Origin of the sequence: Pseudarthrobacter sp. N5 (assembly GCF_050157035.1) — a bacterium.
In the GTDB taxonomy this organism is placed as follows: domain Bacteria; phylum Actinomycetota; class Actinomycetes; order Actinomycetales; family Micrococcaceae; genus Arthrobacter.
In genome coordinates, this window is record NZ_CP189593.1 from 314,169 (window position 1) to 328,168 (window position 14,000).

The 14,000-nt window shown below is 66.5% G+C and carries 15 protein-coding genes, 1 tRNA gene and 1 pseudogene; 9 read left to right on the forward strand and 8 right to left on the reverse strand.

Annotation, left to right across the window (positions count from 1 at the left end; translation table 11 throughout):
- Window positions 1-109: 109 nt before the first annotated feature.
- A tRNA-Leu gene (locus ACQCST_RS01545) sits at window positions 110-192 on the forward strand.
- Window positions 193-327: 135 nt separating this feature from the next.
- On the opposite strand, the pseudogene ACQCST_RS01550 reads toward ACQCST_RS01545, so the two are convergent.
- The 3 genes and pseudogenes from ACQCST_RS01550 to ACQCST_RS01560 all read right to left on the reverse strand — a co-directional run.
- Window positions 328-744 (reverse strand): annotated as a pseudogene (locus ACQCST_RS01550) (FadR/GntR family transcriptional regulator); the annotation flags it as partial.
- Window positions 720-953 carry a hypothetical protein gene (locus ACQCST_RS01555; protein WP_426997620.1) on the reverse strand — a complete coding sequence of 78 codons (234 nt, stop codon included), beginning with the start codon at window positions 951-953 and terminating at the stop codon, window positions 720-722. The gene ACQCST_RS01555 and the pseudogene ACQCST_RS01550, both read right to left, overlap by 25 nt.
- A 94-nt stretch (window positions 954-1,047) precedes the next feature.
- Window positions 1,048-1,752 (reverse strand): TetR/AcrR family transcriptional regulator, encoded by a 705-nt coding sequence (locus ACQCST_RS01560; protein ID WP_426997621.1) that lies wholly within the window; start codon window positions 1,750-1,752, stop codon window positions 1,048-1,050.
- Window positions 1,753-1,895: 143 nt separating this feature from the next.
- Here ACQCST_RS01560 and ACQCST_RS01565 point away from each other — a divergent pair, with 143 nt between their 5' ends.
- The gene (locus tag ACQCST_RS01565; RefSeq protein ID WP_426997622.1) at window positions 1,896-3,332 is read left to right on the forward strand and encodes a flavin monoamine oxidase family protein; all 1,437 of its coding nucleotides are present in this window, start codon (window positions 1,896-1,898) and stop codon (window positions 3,330-3,332) included.
- A 22-nt stretch (window positions 3,333-3,354) separates the two neighbouring features.
- Here the strand turns inward: ACQCST_RS01565 and ACQCST_RS01570 are convergent, their stop codons facing one another.
- Window positions 3,355-3,615 (reverse strand): DUF6919 domain-containing protein, encoded by a 261-nt coding sequence (locus ACQCST_RS01570; protein ID WP_426999045.1) that lies wholly within the window; start codon window positions 3,613-3,615, stop codon window positions 3,355-3,357.
- A gap of 9 nt (window positions 3,616-3,624) precedes the next feature.
- Window positions 3,625-4,290: a hypothetical protein gene (locus tag ACQCST_RS01575; RefSeq protein WP_426997623.1), complete on the reverse strand. Its 666-nt coding sequence runs from the start codon at window positions 4,288-4,290 to the stop codon at window positions 3,625-3,627.
- Window positions 4,291-4,439: 149 nt separating this feature from the next.
- Between ACQCST_RS01575 and ACQCST_RS01580 the strand changes: the two genes are divergently transcribed.
- From ACQCST_RS01580 to ACQCST_RS01600, 5 genes are all read left to right on the forward strand, one after another.
- Entirely contained in the window at window positions 4,440-4,820 is a 381-nt protein-coding gene (locus tag ACQCST_RS01580; protein ID WP_426997624.1) for a VOC family protein, read from the forward strand.
- Between the two features lie 95 nt (window positions 4,821-4,915).
- Window positions 4,916-5,674 (forward strand): LamB/YcsF family protein, encoded by a 759-nt coding sequence (locus ACQCST_RS01585; RefSeq protein WP_426997625.1) that lies wholly within the window; start codon window positions 4,916-4,918, stop codon window positions 5,672-5,674.
- Window positions 5,671-7,377 carry a carboxyltransferase domain-containing protein gene (locus tag ACQCST_RS01590; RefSeq protein WP_426997626.1) on the forward strand — a complete coding sequence of 569 codons (1,707 nt, stop codon included), beginning with the start codon at window positions 5,671-5,673 and terminating at the stop codon, window positions 7,375-7,377. Before ACQCST_RS01585 ends, ACQCST_RS01590 begins: the two co-directional genes overlap by 4 nt.
- An 11-nt stretch (window positions 7,378-7,388) precedes the next feature.
- A complete protein-coding gene (locus tag ACQCST_RS01595) occupies window positions 7,389-9,164 on the forward strand; it encodes an acetyl/propionyl/methylcrotonyl-CoA carboxylase subunit alpha (protein ID WP_426999046.1) in 1,776 nt (591 codons plus the stop codon).
- 137 nt (window positions 9,165-9,301) lie between these two features.
- A complete protein-coding gene (locus tag ACQCST_RS01600; protein WP_426997627.1) occupies window positions 9,302-9,988 on the forward strand; it encodes a GntR family transcriptional regulator in 687 nt (228 codons plus the stop codon).
- A gap of 252 nt (window positions 9,989-10,240) precedes the next feature.
- Here the strand turns inward: ACQCST_RS01600 and ACQCST_RS01605 are convergent, their stop codons facing one another.
- Window positions 10,241-10,645 carry a DUF5997 family protein gene (locus tag ACQCST_RS01605; RefSeq protein ID WP_426997628.1) on the reverse strand — a complete coding sequence of 135 codons (405 nt, stop codon included), beginning with the start codon at window positions 10,643-10,645 and terminating at the stop codon, window positions 10,241-10,243.
- A gap of 118 nt (window positions 10,646-10,763) precedes the next feature.
- Between ACQCST_RS01605 and ACQCST_RS01610 the strand changes: the two genes are divergently transcribed.
- Complete coding sequence (locus ACQCST_RS01610; protein ID WP_426997629.1) at window positions 10,764-11,504, forward strand: LysR substrate-binding domain-containing protein; 741 nt, start codon at window positions 10,764-10,766, stop codon at window positions 11,502-11,504.
- On the opposite strand, the gene ACQCST_RS01615 is transcribed toward ACQCST_RS01610, so the two are convergent.
- The gene (locus ACQCST_RS01615) at window positions 11,501-11,836 is read right to left on the reverse strand and encodes a hypothetical protein (protein ID WP_426997630.1); all 336 of its coding nucleotides are present in this window, start codon (window positions 11,834-11,836) and stop codon (window positions 11,501-11,503) included. The genes ACQCST_RS01610 and ACQCST_RS01615 overlap by 4 nt on opposite strands.
- A gap of 4 nt (window positions 11,837-11,840) precedes the next feature.
- Window positions 11,841-12,173: a GntR family transcriptional regulator gene (locus ACQCST_RS01620; protein ID WP_426999047.1), complete on the reverse strand. Its 333-nt coding sequence runs from the start codon at window positions 12,171-12,173 to the stop codon at window positions 11,841-11,843.
- Window positions 12,174-12,448: 275 nt separating this feature from the next.
- Here ACQCST_RS01620 and ACQCST_RS01625 point away from each other — a divergent pair, with 275 nt between their 5' ends.
- A complete protein-coding gene (locus ACQCST_RS01625) occupies window positions 12,449-13,786 on the forward strand; it encodes an MFS transporter (protein WP_426997631.1) in 1,338 nt (445 codons plus the stop codon).
- The last annotated feature ends 214 nt before the right edge of the window (window positions 13,787-14,000 follow it).

A 14,000-nucleotide genomic window follows, 5' to 3' on the forward strand; every position in this document is an offset into this window, starting at 1 on the left:
CGGACCGCCGATTGGTGTTTTGTCGCGATTGTCCGTTATGCTTGATCTCGCTGCTTTCACGTGGCTGCAGGCTTGGAAATCAGGCTGGGCGGCGGGTGGAAGAAGTTGCGCGCGAGTGGCGGAACGGCAGACGCGCTGGCTTCAGGTGCCAGTGTCCGAAAGGGCGTGGGGGTTCAAATCCCCCCTCGCGCACGCAAATACAGAAAAGAATCCCGGTCTTCGGACCGGGGTTCTTTTCTTTAACGCTCGGGCTCCCGAAATTGGGGTGCGTCCCGAAGCAGGCGTGACGATACGCCCGCAGCGGCCCGCACTCGCGACGCCGTCCGGCTATGGGAGCGCGGACGGGGCCGGGCGCGCCGAAGCCTTGAGCCGGCGTCGTGAGTTTGCCAGGTGGCTGCGCATGGCAGCCGACGACGAGGGCACGTCACCTTCGGCGATGGCGGCGTAGATGGACTCGTGTTCCTGCACTACCTGTTCGAAGTGTTCGCGGGCGTAATGTTCACCGCCGGTGATTAGCCTGGTACGCGGCATAGCGATCATGGTCTGGCCCAGGGATGCCAGGCAATCGGAGTAGAACGGGTTTCCGGATGCCGCCGCGATGGCCCGGTGGAACTCGTAGTCAGCCTTCATGGCATACGTGGGGTGCTCGCTGCTGGCGGTGAAGTCCGCGAGGGCCGTGGAGATTGCGCTCAACTGCCGCTCCGAATGGTTCGTCGCGGCTAGGGCTGCGGCCTCGGCCTCCACCAGCCCCTCGGCCTGCAGCCGGGCCAGGGCGGAGCGCAGCGTCCACGATCCGCGCGGAGATCGGCGGCAAGGTCCGTGGTCAGGTTCCGGGTCATGGCTACGTCCCGGCCGATGTGATCGCGGACGCCTGCTGCGCGGCGGAGATCCTCGGCTGAATCGGGTAGCCCCACCTTGGTTTCAATGCCGCCAATGACGTCGTCCAGGAGCACCGTTGCGCGCGTCCTGACCTCCGCCAGAGACGCGTTGAGGAAGCCGCTGTAGGTGTTGTACGTCTGTACCGACTCCCGGTACGAGCGCGTCCAATTACCTCCGCAGCGCGCCCAGCCCCGTGACCAGTGCTTCCAGGCCCAGGCTGAACGCGACGTCGGCCGGTTTCCGGTGTCCCTGAGCGGCCAGGCTCTGCACGGCGGTAGTGAAGTCCGGCGTCGAGTCGGCCATGGTGCCGGAATCAAAGATGTCTGCCGGCGCCGTGACATCGTAGGCCGAGCCGAAGATGAAGGATTCCAGCGCCACAATTGCGGAAATGATCCTCTCTGGCGGGAAACCGGCCGCCCGGAACCCGGCGCTGACCGTCTCATACATCGCGAGGGTCTGCGGCGCATCGGTCACCGGCAGGACCGCGATGACGGGGATCAGCGGTGTGTGTTCCGCGAAGACGTCACGGTAGCTCCACGCCCATTTCCGCACGGCATCCTCCCACGGCTCCGTGCCGAACGCGGACACGTCCACCAGGGCAGTGAGATGGTCCTCCACCAGCAGGAGCACGTCCCGTTTGGACTCAACGTGGTTATACAGGGCCGACGGCGCCACGTTCAGTGAGCGGGCAAGTGCCGCCATGGTGAGGCCGTCGTAGCCCGTTTTCCCGATGAGCTTCAGGGCGGCCGCCGTGATACCCGCCTTGTCCAGGATGGCTGCGGCCGGCCTTCCTGCGCGACGGCGGTCCGTGACCTTCTGCGGTGCGTCGCCCCGCCCGGTGGTACTTCCTGAAGCGGCTGTAGTTGCCGGCATTGCTGCCCTTTCTGCGGACGGTGTCCCGATGCATTATTCCATCAGGCTCTTCCGCAGCCCGGCTGAACCCGCTATAGTATTTCATAAATGAATGGCATTCATTTAGTGATCCGCATCACTCTTTGCGGCACAGAGAGGACATCATGCTGAATCTTGACCGTGACGTTGTGATCGTAGGCGCCGGGCCTTCCGGACTCACCGCCGCCCGTGAGCTTAAGAAGGCGGGCCTGAGCGTCGCCGTGCTGGAGGCCCGCGACCGCGTGGGCGGCCGCACCTGGACCGACACCATTGACGGCGCCATGCTGGAAATCGGTGGACAGTGGGTATCCCCGGACCAGACCGCACTCCTGGGTCTGCTGGACGAGCTCGGCCTGCAGACCTACTCCCGCTACCGTGAGGGCGAGTCCGTGTACGTGGGCGCGGACGGGAAGAAGATCCGCTACACCGGGGATTCCTTCCCCGTCAGCGAGACCACCGGCGCGGAAATGGACAAGCTGATCGGCCTGCTCGACAGCCTGGCCGCGGAAATCGGCCCCACCGAACCCTGGGCACACCCCAAGGCCCGTGAGCTGGACACCATCTCCTTCCACCACTGGCTCCGCCGGAATTCAGCTGACGAAGAAGCCTGCAACAACATTGGCCTCTTCATCGCCGGCGGTATGCTCACCAAGCCCGCGCACGCGTTTTCTGCGCTGCAGGCAGTACTGATGGCGGCATCGGCCGGATCCTTCAGCCACCTGACCGACGAGGACTTCATCCTGGACAAGCGGGTTATCGGCGGGATGCAGCAGGTGTCCCTGCTGCAGGCAGCGGAACTGGGTGCCGACGTCGTACTTAACAGTCCGGTGCGCACCATCACTTGGGAGGCGGCCGCCACCGGCGGAAACAGCGGCCACCGTGTTACCGCTGTTTCGGAACGCGCCACCGTGAACGCGCGGTTTGTCATCATGGCAGTGCCGCCGAACCTGTACTCACGCGTTTCCTTTAGCCCGCCGCTGCCGCGCCGCCAGCACCAGATGCACCAGCACCAGTCGCTGGGGCTCGTGATCAAAGTGCACGCTGTCTACAGCACGCCGTTCTGGCGCGAGGACGGGCTGTCCGGCACCGGGTTCGGCGCCGGTTCGCTGGTCCAGGAGGTCTACGACAACACCAACCACGGTGATTCACGTGGAACGCTGGTGGGATTCATTTCGGACGAAAAGGCCGACGCCGTCTTCGAGCTGGGTGCCGAGGAGCGCCGCAGCGCGGTCCTGGAATCGATCGCGGGCTTCCTGGGGGACAAGGCACTGGATGCTGAGGTCTACTACGAGTCCGATTGGGGTTCCGAAGAGTGGACCCGTGGTGCCTACGCGTCCAGCTACGATCTGGGCGGCCTGCACCGTTACGGCAAGGACCAGCACGCGCCCGTGGGGCCGATCTACTGGTCATCGTCCGATCTCGCCGCAGAGGGTTACCAGCACGTTGACGGGGCCGTGCGGATGGGCCAGCGGACAGCTGCGAGCATCGCGGCAGCCGCGGTGGCTTCAGCCGCAGTTTCAGCCGAATCGGAGCCGGCGGCCGCCGGAGTCTCCGCCGGCTGACGGGAGCCGGCCCCGGCCTCGGTCACTTCGTCTTGTTGAGGGACTCGAGGATCGCGGGAAGCAGGAGGTGGTTCCGGCCCCAGACCGGATCAAGTATCTTCACGTACCAGGCGTCAGCCAGAAGCAGTGCAAGTGATTCGTTGGTTTCGTCTGACCAGTCCTGGAGCTGGGCCGGTTCGATCGGGCTTTCGCTGGAACCGAGCACTGTGACCACAGCATCACGGTCCAACGTCACGGGAATGGACGAGCTGCTTCTTTCGCCGGGGGCGTGCGCTACCGTGATGAGCTGGCTTCAGGGTCCATGATCGGATGCTACGTGGCCGCCGGGGGACGGTTCCAGCGCGAAGGACACAGCACTTAATGTCCGTGGTGCCGGGCCTGTCACTCCGGCGGCGGCCTCGGCCGCGGCGAGAGCGTGCCCCAGCCGGGTAACAGCCGACGGGTAGCCTCCTGCCCCAGGTGCAGTCCGCAGTGTGGCGGCCTCACGCATGGCCCTGATGAATGCTGCGGTTTCTGGCCTTTGCACGTCCGTCATGTCCGGGTAGTCGATCCCCAGGGCCGGATCCAGTTCGTAGCGCTGCCACCGGGCGAGCAGCTGATCGTGCTGCACAGAGGCTGCAGCGCTGGCCGGAAGCGCCAGCCGGTGCCGCCGTCGGAGGTCCTGCCAGGCCATAAACCGCGGACTGCCCCGGTAGGCTGCAATACCGGTGGCGCCGGCGGCAGCCGTCAGCGCCAGCCCGGCAACAGGTGAGGCGAGGCTGGGGATAAGGAGTGCAGGAAACGCCACCGCGACGCCGCCGAAAATGTCCCAGAAGGCAGGATCGGGACTCACCGCATCGCCCCGTCCCGCGTGAATCCGCACTGCAAAAACAGTGGTGGCGACCGTGAGCACCAGCACGGCGCCCCACAGGAGAAACTGCCACGACACCAGCGGAGCGGATTCTGCAACGGCGGGCATCACACCACCTCCAAGCGAGTGGCCCGGCCCCGGATAAATCGGGGTGCTCTTTCCATTGCAGCCCCTTCGTGCCCTCCGGTCAATGGGTGCAGCGGATTTGCTGAAGAGGGCGCTTTCCAGGCAAGCGGCTTCCGCGTAGCGTTGGCGGCATGCGACTTAAAATGTGCAGCATCCACGTCCGGGAATGCGCCGCGGCCCACGCCTTTTACACGGAGACACTTGGCTTCGAGACGCTGATGGCCATGCCGGAGTACAACCTTTTCATCGTCAAGGACCCGGGCGCTGAGCCCGGCGGCGTGGGCCTCCTGCTGGAGCCCAGCGACAACCCGATCGGCGCGGACTACATGAACGGACTGCACGGCGCCGGGATCCCGGCCATCGTCTTCGGCGTACCGGATGTGCGGGCGGAGTTTGAGCGGCTGACCGCTGCCGGCGTGACATTTCAGGGCGAGCCAGCCGAGGCCCCCTCAGGTATCACGGCGGTGTTTGACGATACCTGCGGAAATTTTGTCCAGCTGCACCAGGACTGACTGGATCACAGGAAGCGATTGTGACCCAGGATTGTTGAACAATCTGAAAGTTTCAGGCATGATGGTTGCATATCAACACTGAGACGGGGATCACAATGCCTATCATTGACCTGAACAGCGACGTCGGAGAATCGTTCGGCAACTGGACCATGGGCGACGACGCCGCGGTGTTCCGGCACGTTTCCAGCGCCAATGTTGCCTGCGGATTCCACGCCGGCGATCCCAGCACCATTGCGCAGACCTGCCGTGATGCCGTTGCTGCCGGTGTCACCGTCGGTGCCCACGTGGGCTACCGGGACCTGGCCGGATTCGGCCGCCGCTTCCTGGACTGCTCAGCCACGGAACTGGCCGACGACGTGCTGTACCAGCTCGGAGCCCTGCAGGCCCTGGCGCGGGCAGCCGGAACCGACATCAAATACGTCAAGCCACACGGTGCTCTCTACAACACGATCGTCCACCACGAGGTCCACGCCCAAGCCGTGGCCGACGCCGTGCATGCCTTCGGCCCGGGCCTGCCGCTGCTCCTCCTGCCGGGCTCGGTGGCACTCGCCAAAGCAGAAGCCCGCGGCCTCCGCACCGTCTGCGAGGCCTTCGCGGACCGCGCCTACAACCCGGACGGCACCCTGGTGTCCCGCCGCGAAGTGGGCGCCGTGCTGCACGATCACGGCACCATCACCGAGAACATGGTGCGGCTGGCCACGGAAGGCAAGATTGTGGCCCGCGACGGTTCTGTGCTGGACATCCAGGCAGAGAGCATCTGCGTCCACGGTGACACCGCGGGCGCCGTGGCCATGGCTGCCGCCGTCCGTGCGGGCCTCGAATCCGCCGGCGTTACCGTCCGGAGTTTTGCGTGAGCGTCACGGGCGTCCGGTGGGCCGGCCCGCGGGCATTGCTGGTGGAACTCACCGATCTCCCGTCCGTGCTGGCGCTGCACCACCGTCTGCTCACGCGGCCGTTCCCCGGCCAGCTGGACGCCGTGGCGGCCGCGGCCACCGTGCTGCTCAAGTTCGCAACGCACCCGCACGCACTCGCGGCCCGCACCGCCGTCGGGGCCTTGGATCTGCATGTTGTTCAGCACAACGGCGGCCGCGAGGTCACCATTGAGGTGGTGTACGACGGCGAGGACCTCGCCGAGGTGGGGCGGCTCACCGGGCTCGGCGCGGACGGCGTGGTGGCCGCGCACACCGGCCAGCTGTGGACAGCCGCTTTCGGCGGTTTTGCCCCCGGCTTCAGCTATCTGGTGGGTGAAAACCCCAGCCTGAATGTTCCGCGCCGCAGCTCTCCGCGTACCGCGGTTCCGGCCGGATCCGTTGCACTCGGCGGAGAATTCTCCGCCGTCTACCCCCGCCAGTCGCCAGGCGGATGGCAGCTGATCGGGCATACGACGGCGGTCCTGTGGGACCTTGGCCGCGAATCGCCCGCGCTCATCCGCCCCGGAGACCGCGTGCACTATGTGGCAGTGCGCGAAGCCGCGACGCGGCCCGACAGGAGCGGCGGGAGCGGTGGGAGCGCTGAAACCATCGCCGTGACCGAAGGCGCCAGCGCAGAACCAGCCGGACTGCTTGTGGAGGCGGCCGGGCTCCAGTCCTTGGTGCAGGATCTTGGCCGCCCGGGTTTCGGGGATCTTGGCGTTTCTGCCGCCGGTGCTGCCGATCAGCAGTCTGCCCGGCAAGCCAACCGGCTCCTGGGCAACCCTCCCGGCGATGCCGTGGTGGAAAACCTCCTGGGCGGGCTTTCGGTACGGGCCGCGGGCGATCAGGTCCTTGCCGTGGCTGGCGCACCGGTACCCCTGGAGATCCGCAGCGCAACCGGCGCCCTTCGGCATGCGGCCATGTGCACTCCGTTCGCGCTGCTCGACGGCGAAGTCCTCACCCTCGGTGACACGTCCGCCGGCCTGCGCAGCTACGTCGGCGTCCGCGGTGGCGTGGACGTTCCCGCGGTGCTCGGAAGCCGCTCGAGCGACTCAATGTCCGGCATCGGTCCGGCTCCGCTCGCGGGCGGAATGCTCCTTCCGGTGGGCTCCGTCCCCGGTGTCCGGCCGGTGGGCGCACCCGAGGAATCCACCCTCCGGCTCGGCACCCTGAGTTCAAGCACCGGCGAAACGGAACTCCGTGTAACCCTGGGACCCCGCGAGGACTGGTTCGGCCCCGAAGCGTTCCGCTCGCTCAGCGGGCAGCCGTGGCTCGTGACGGAACAGTCGAACAGGATCGGCGTGCGCCTGACACCTGCTGTATCCCGGGCAGAATCCCGGAAGGACAGCACAGCGGGACATGCCCTGGAACGCAGCCGGGCCGGCGAACTGGACAGTGAAGGCGCCGTGGCCGGTGCCCTGCAGGTGCCGCCCAGCGGGCATCCTGTCCTCTTCCTGGCCGATCACCCGGTGACGGGCGGATACCCGGTGATTGCCGTCGTCGTGCCCGTTGACCTTCCGACGGCGGCGCAACTGCCGCCCGGACATCTCATCCGGTTCACCGTCGTGGACCCCGTAACGCTCCAACCCCTTGAACTCACTGAGCCAGCCGCCAGCGGCACCGATTCCGAAGGAACCCAGCCATGAAAAAACCGGCCATGAAAAAGGTCCTGATCGCCAACCGCGGCGAGATCGCCGTGCGCATTGTGCGCGCCTGCTCAGATGCCGGTCTGCAGTCCGTGGCCGTGTATTCGGACCCCGACGCCGATGCCCTGCACGTCCAGCTCGCGGACGAGGCCTACCCCCTGGGCGGGTCCTCCGGGGCCGATACCTATCTGGACATGGCCAAGCTCATTTCCGCAGCCGCCCGGGCCGGGGCAGATGCCGTCCACCCCGGTTACGGCTTCCTCTCGGAGAACGCAGACTTTGCCCAGGCCGTGATCGACGCCGGCCTGACGTGGATCGGCCCCGCACCCCAGTCCATCCGTGACCTCGGCAACAAGGTCACAGCCCGCGAGATTGCTGTCCGCGCGGGCGCACCCCTGGTGCCCGGCACCGACGGTCCCGTGGCGAATGCCGGAGAGGTACTCGCCTTCGCCGAGGAGTTCGGCCTGCCGGTGGCCGTCAAGGCCGCGTTTGGCGGCGGCGGCCGTGGCCTGAAGGTGGCGCGGCGGCTCGAGGACATTGAGGACGCTTTTGAATCGGCGGTCCGCGAATCCACCGCGGCATTCGGGCGCGGCGAATGCTTTGTGGAGCGATTCCTGGATCAGCCACGGCACGTGGAGGCGCAGATCATCGCCGACACCCACGGAAACGTGGTGGTGCTGGGCACCCGTGACTGCTCCCTGCAGCGCCGCAACCAGAAACTGGTGGAGGAGGCCCCGGCGCCGTTCCTCAGCCCGGAGCAGCGCACCCTGATCCACGAATCCGCCAAGGCCATCTGCCGGGAAGCCGGCTACCACGGTGCCGGAACGGTCGAGTTCCTGGTGGGGAAGGACGGGGTCATCTCCTTCCTTGAAGTTAACACGCGGCTGCAGGTGGAACACCCCGTAACGGAGGAAACCTCGGGCGTGGACCTGGTCCGCGAGCAGTTCCGGATCGCCGAAGGCGGCAAGCTCACGCTGACCGAGGATCCCGAACCCAGAGGCCATGCGTTCGAATTCCGGCTCAACGCAGAGGACCCCGCGCGCGGATTCCTTCCGGGCCCCGGCACCGTGGACGTCTTCGAAGCCCCCACTGGCCCCGGCATCCGCGTTGACTCCGGTGTCCGCTCGGGATCCACGGTGCCCGGCGACTACGACTCCCTCATGGCCAAGCTGATCGTTCACGGAGAAGACAGGCCGCAGGCCCTGCGCCGCGCCCGGGCAGCCCTGGACGAGATGCGGATCCTCGGCCTGCCCACCGTTCTGCCTTTCCACCGGGCCGTGGTGCGGCACAAAGACTTCACCGCCACGGACCGGCTGGGGGTCCACACCACCTGGATCGAAAACGAGTTCGCCGAGCCCCTCGCCGCCTCGCCGGAAATCGCCCGCTCTGCACCCGATGCTGCACGCAACACGTTCACGGTGGAACTGGACGGAAAAGCAGTGCAGCTGGGCCTCCCCGCGCGGCTCTACGACGCGCTGCTGGCAGGGGGCGGAGGGTCAGCGGCTGTCGGGGGCGGGTCAACGTCCGGGGGACGGGCAATGTCCGGCGGCGGGGCAACGTGGGTGGGGAACGACGACGCCGAACTCACCTCGCCGATGTCCGGCTCGCTGGTCAAATGGCTCGTCGAGGACGGCTCCGCCGTGGAAGTTGGCCAGCCCGTCGCGGTGCTGGAGGCAATGAAGATGGAAACCACGGTTTCCGCCCAGCGGACCGGCATCCTGGCGCAGGGCCTGCGGGAGCCAGGCACCGCCGTCGGACGCGGCGACGTGCTCGGGAGAATCGACTGACGGTTTCCTGTCGGATTATGCACCAACATTCGCCCTGGCACCCCGGCTCGGCGCGTGATTCAGGTCCGCTGTCCGCCGTGTGGACGGATTGATGGCGCAGAATCCACCGGCTGCCCTTATTGGGTAGATTGGAGGGCATGCCCATGAACGCTGCTTTACAAGGGATCGCCGACGGCGGTCAGGCCACCCATGCCCACACTGGCGCCTGGGTGGCGGGCGTGCTGCGTCAGCGCATTTCTGCCGGCCAGCTGGCGCCGGGGACCAAACTGTCGGAGCAGGCGCTGTCCGAGGCACTGGGTGTTTCACGCAATACCCTGCGGGAGGCCTTCACCGTCCTGGCGGGTGAATCCGTGGTGCAGCGCATTCCCAACCGGGGGGTTTTTGTGGCTGCTCCGGGGGCCGATGACGTCCGGGAAATCTACCGCGTGCGGCGGATGATCGAACCTGCCGCAGTCCTCTGGGGCGAAGTGCGGGCGGAGGACCTGGAGGCACTTGACTCCATCATTGACCGGGCACGGGCTGCGCTGGCGGCCGGATCCGTGCAGGGCATGGCGGACGCCAACCAGGAGCTGCACGAGGCGTTGGTGGCGCTGTCCGGCAGCGCTTCACTGCAGGAGCTGATGGAGCGGGTCCTGGCAGAGATGCGCCTGGTGTTCCATGCCATGGCCACCACACCGGACTTCCACAGCCACTACGTTGAGCGCAACGCAGCCCTGGTGGCGCAGCTGCGGGAGGGCCGCCGCGAAGAGGCCGCTGCCGAACTCCGTCGGTATCTTGACGGGGCCGAGCGTGAACTGCTGGTGCACATCGGGGCTATTCCCTGATCCTCCCGACCTGATCCGCCGAGATGAGAGTTCGCGCCGATCCTTTCGGTAAACATGGGCGCGGAGTCTCACCGCGGCGGAGCTGGGAACTACGGCACAAGATATAAGAGCTGTCCCCGGCGTCGGTGACCGATGGCCAGGACCGCATGGGGCGCCGGAACCGGCCGCATGGAAACCACCAGTGGCCCGGCCATGGAGCCGATCACGTCCCGGACGGCGGAGCGCCGGTGGAAGGTCGGTGGAAGGTCCGTGCTATTCGGCCTTGGCGCGCGCTTTCTTGGCGTCGCTCTTTGCGGCCTCGTCCTTAACACGCTGGGCTTCGGCGCGCACCGCGGCATGGGTGGAGCGCTCGGTGACCAGCCACGCCGGGGGAGCCTGCAGCAGGCCGGTGATTTCCGCCGTCGTGAGTGCCTCTTCAACGCCGCCGCGGGCCAGACCGCTGATGGAGACGTTCAGCTTCTGCGCAACTACCGGGCGCGGGTGCGGGCCGTTGCGGCGGAGCTCCGCCAGCCACTCCGGCGGGTTGGCCTGGAGCTCAGCGAAATCGGCGCGGCTGATGCTTGAATCCTGGAACTCCTGCGGTGTTGCGGGCAGGTAGATGCCAAGCTTCTTGGCAACGGTGGCCGGCTTCATGGACTGGGAGTTTGCAGAGGTCATGCTTCAAGGGTATCTGGCTGCTTGCCCGACAGGCACCAACAGCGGCACCAACGGCGGAACCAACAGCTGGCGCCATACAGCAGGAACCATACGGCAGCAGTGGCGGTACTGTGAACATGTGCCAGCTGAAGAAGAATCCACGCAAACGCAAACCCCCGATGCCCCCTCGCCGGTCCGTGAGCTGCGCTTCGCGTACGTCGCCGGAGTGACGCCGGGGAAGTGGATCCGGCGCTGGGAGGAGCGCATGCTGGATATTCCGCTGCACTCCTTTATGTCCGACGACGGCGCACAGCTGTCCGTGCTGCGTGATGGTTCCGCTGAACTGAGTTTCGTCCGCCTGCCGGTGGACCGCGAAGGACTGAACGTCATCCGGCTCTATGAGGAGCAGCCCGTGGTGGTGGCGCCGAAGGGGCACGAGATCGCGGTGTTCGAGGAAGTCGCTCTGGAGGACCTGTCCAAGGAGACTTTCCTGGATGTGGCCGGACTAGGCGGGCCGGAAATGGCCCTGCAGGTGGTTGCCACAGGCGCCGGCCTGGTGATTCTGCCCATGGCTGTGGCCCGCCATTTCAACACCAAGGACACCGTGGCGCGGCGGCTCACCGGGGCGCCGGTCACGGAGATCGCCCTCGCCTGGCCCGAGGATTCCACCGATGACGTGATCGAGGAGTTCATCGGCATTGTCCGCGGGCGCACCGCGCAGAGCTCGCGCCAGCCGTCCGCGCAGCCGGAAAAGCCCAAGAAGGAACCAAAGCCGGACCGGCGGGGGACGGGCGTCAAGAAACCCAAGGTTGCGCAGCGTTACGCCCCCAACCCGGACAAGGGCCGCGGCAAGGGTTCACGGAAAAAAGGGAAACGCTAGGCTGAGCAGGCCTCTTTAAGTGCCGTGACGGACTCGGCAGGGACCGGGTCACCTGTTTCTGCGATCTGGCGCAGCGGCGTGGTGATGTCCGAAGGGACGCCCGCGGTCTGGGCTGCGGACACCAGGCCACCCAGCGATTCCTTGTCCTTGATGCTGACCAGTCCGTCCTCCACCAGGGCACAGACCTGGCCCTTCACCTGATCGGCGGCAGCGGTTGCAACCTTGGACGCGGCATCGCTCGCGGCCGAATGTGCGGCGTCCTGCACCTGGCCGCATCCCGCCAACAGCACCATGAGCGAAGCGATGGACAGGGCGGCGAGGCGTCGTTTCATGATTTCAGCCTACCAACGGACGCTGGACGTTCACCCGCGCGGTCCAGTTCTCCGGCTTCCAGTGCGGCACAGATCCGTTCGTTGTCCTGCGCGGCGGCCGCACGCCTGCCCTCTTCCACCGCAGCCCGCACCGTCGCAATCCGTTCGGCGCTTCCTCCGTTCCGGAGAGTGCTGACCTCGATCGCCGGCGGACGGTGTACACGTCGTGGATGTCGCCGGCCCCCAGACTGGCGACAAAAACTCCCCGGTTGGGGTGCCGCACCACCAGGCGTTCGCTGGCCAGTGCGGTAAAGGCTTCGCGGACGGTATCCCGGGAGACGCCGTGTTCTTCCGCCAGGGACGCCTCGGTGAACCGTGCTCCGGGAGGAGCAGGCCCTCCACCAGCTGATACCGCAGCTCATGAGCAACCCTCTCGGCTACGGAGGGGACCGCCACGCTGACTCTTCTGTGCATCCTTGAATCAGGCATAGCGATGGGACGAGAATCACAATAGGAAGCATCGGCCTGCCGTCATATGGCCTCAGCCGGCGTCAGCCTAGGCCCCTTCGTCTGATCCATCCGCCGGTTTCCGGCACTTCGCATCAAAAGCTCCACCTCATCCCGGAGGACAATATGACCACCAACAACCAGGCACCACCGGCCGCCGCCAAAAGGAAGCTGCCGCCCGGCGCCCTGAAGGCCTACATCGCCAGCCTCACCGGAACGTCGCTGGAGTATTACGACTTCGCCATCTACTCCGTGGCATCCGCGCTCGTCTTCCCCAAGGTCTTCTTCCCGGGCAACGACGAATTCGTCGGGCTGCTGCTCTCCTTCTCCGCATTCGCTGTGGGCTACCTGGCCCGGCCGATCGGCGGCGTTGTGTTTGGCCGCCTCGGCGACAAGATCGGCCGCAAGCAGGTTCTGGTCATCACCCTGCTGCTGATCGGTGTGGCCACTGTGCTCATCGGTGCGCTGCCGGACTACTCGGTCATCGGCGTCGCCGCTCCCATCGTCCTGGTTCTGCTGCGCCTGGCGCAGGGCATCGGTGTCGGCGGAGAGTGGGGCGGCGCGGTGCTGCTGTCCAGCGAATTCGGCGACCCCACCAAGCGCGGATTCTGGTCTTCCGCAGCCCAGATCGGTCCGCCGGCCGGCAACCTCATGGCAAACGGTGTGCTGGCCATCCTGGCGGCAACGCTCAGCAACGACGCCTTCCTGTCCTGGGGCTGGCGCGTGGCCTTCCTGGCTTCCGCGCTCCTGGTGGTTTTCGGCCTGATCATCCGGCTCAGGCTGGAGGAAACGCCGGTCTTCAAGGCCATCCAGGCCCACGGCGAACAGCCCAATGCCCCGATCAAAGAGGTGTTCACCACCGAACCGCGCGCACTCGTGGCCGCCGCCCTCTCCCGCGTCTGCCCCGACGTCCTGTACGCCCTCTTCACCGTGTTCGTGGCCGTCTACGCCACCAAGGAACTCGGCATGACCACCGGCAACGTGCTAAGTGCCATCCTTATCGGCTCGGCGTTCCAGCTGCTTCTGATCCCCGCCGCCGGCGCCCTCACGGACCGTTTCAACCGGCGTCTGGTGTACGGCATCGCCGCGGTGGGCACTGCTGCCTACATCCCGCTGTTCTTCCTGATGGTCCAGGGTAAGTCGGTGCTGATGCTCATCGTGGGCGTTGTGATCGGCCTCGCCTTCCACGCCTTTATGTACGGGCCACAGGCCGCCTACATCACCGAGCAGTTCCCGGCGCGGCTGCGCTATGCCGGCAGCTCGCTGGCCTACACCCTGGCCGGGGTGATCGGCGGCGCCGTGGCACCACTGATCTTCACGGCGCTCTACGCTGCCTCCGGCAGCTGGTTCTTGATCGCGGCGTACCTCCTGGTGGCCTCCGTGGTGACCGTGATCGGCCTGGCCCTCGGCCGGAATCCGCACACCGACGAGGAAGAGCGGCTGCTCCAGGAGACCCGCGCCTGAAGGGCGCAGAACGCCGGATGATGGACATACACAGGGAAACCCCCACCTCGCGCAAAGTCCGTTCCGCGCGGCCGGTGGGGACGCGCGCGGTGCTCGCCGAACTCTCCGGATTGCAACCACCGCCGGACTCCGTATCCTTGCCCCCGACCTCCAGAGCCTGATCCAAGACCTAGCTCGAACTGCCTGGCCGCTGACGACGAACCCGCCATGGTCC

What these genes read in the sequence shown, in the direction of transcription:
- ACQCST_RS01560 (WP_426997621.1), bottom strand. Translation starts at nt 1,752, where the DNA reads ATGCCGGCAACTACAGCCGCTTCAGGAAGTACCACCGGGCGGGGCGAC.
- ACQCST_RS01565 (WP_426997622.1), top strand. Translation starts at nt 1,896, where the DNA reads ATGCTGAATCTTGACCGTGACGTTGTGATCGTAGGCGCCGGGCCTTCC.
- ACQCST_RS01575 (WP_426997623.1), bottom strand. Translation starts at nt 4,290, where the DNA reads ATGCCCGCCGTTGCAGAATCCGCTCCGCTGGTGTCGTGGCAGTTTCTC.
- ACQCST_RS01580 (WP_426997624.1), top strand. Translation starts at nt 4,440, where the DNA reads ATGCGACTTAAAATGTGCAGCATCCACGTCCGGGAATGCGCCGCGGCC.
- ACQCST_RS01585 (WP_426997625.1), top strand. Translation starts at nt 4,916, where the DNA reads ATGCCTATCATTGACCTGAACAGCGACGTCGGAGAATCGTTCGGCAAC.
- ACQCST_RS01595 (WP_426999046.1), top strand. Translation starts at nt 7,389, where the DNA reads ATGAAAAAGGTCCTGATCGCCAACCGCGGCGAGATCGCCGTGCGCATT.
- ACQCST_RS01600 (WP_426997627.1), top strand. Translation starts at nt 9,302, where the DNA reads ATGCCCATGAACGCTGCTTTACAAGGGATCGCCGACGGCGGTCAGGCC.
- ACQCST_RS01605 (WP_426997628.1), bottom strand. Translation starts at nt 10,645, where the DNA reads ATGACCTCTGCAAACTCCCAGTCCATGAAGCCGGCCACCGTTGCCAAG.
- ACQCST_RS01615 (WP_426997630.1), bottom strand. Translation starts at nt 11,836, where the DNA reads ATGAAACGACGCCTCGCCGCCCTGTCCATCGCTTCGCTCATGGTGCTG.
- ACQCST_RS01625 (WP_426997631.1), top strand. Translation starts at nt 12,449, where the DNA reads ATGACCACCAACAACCAGGCACCACCGGCCGCCGCCAAAAGGAAGCTG.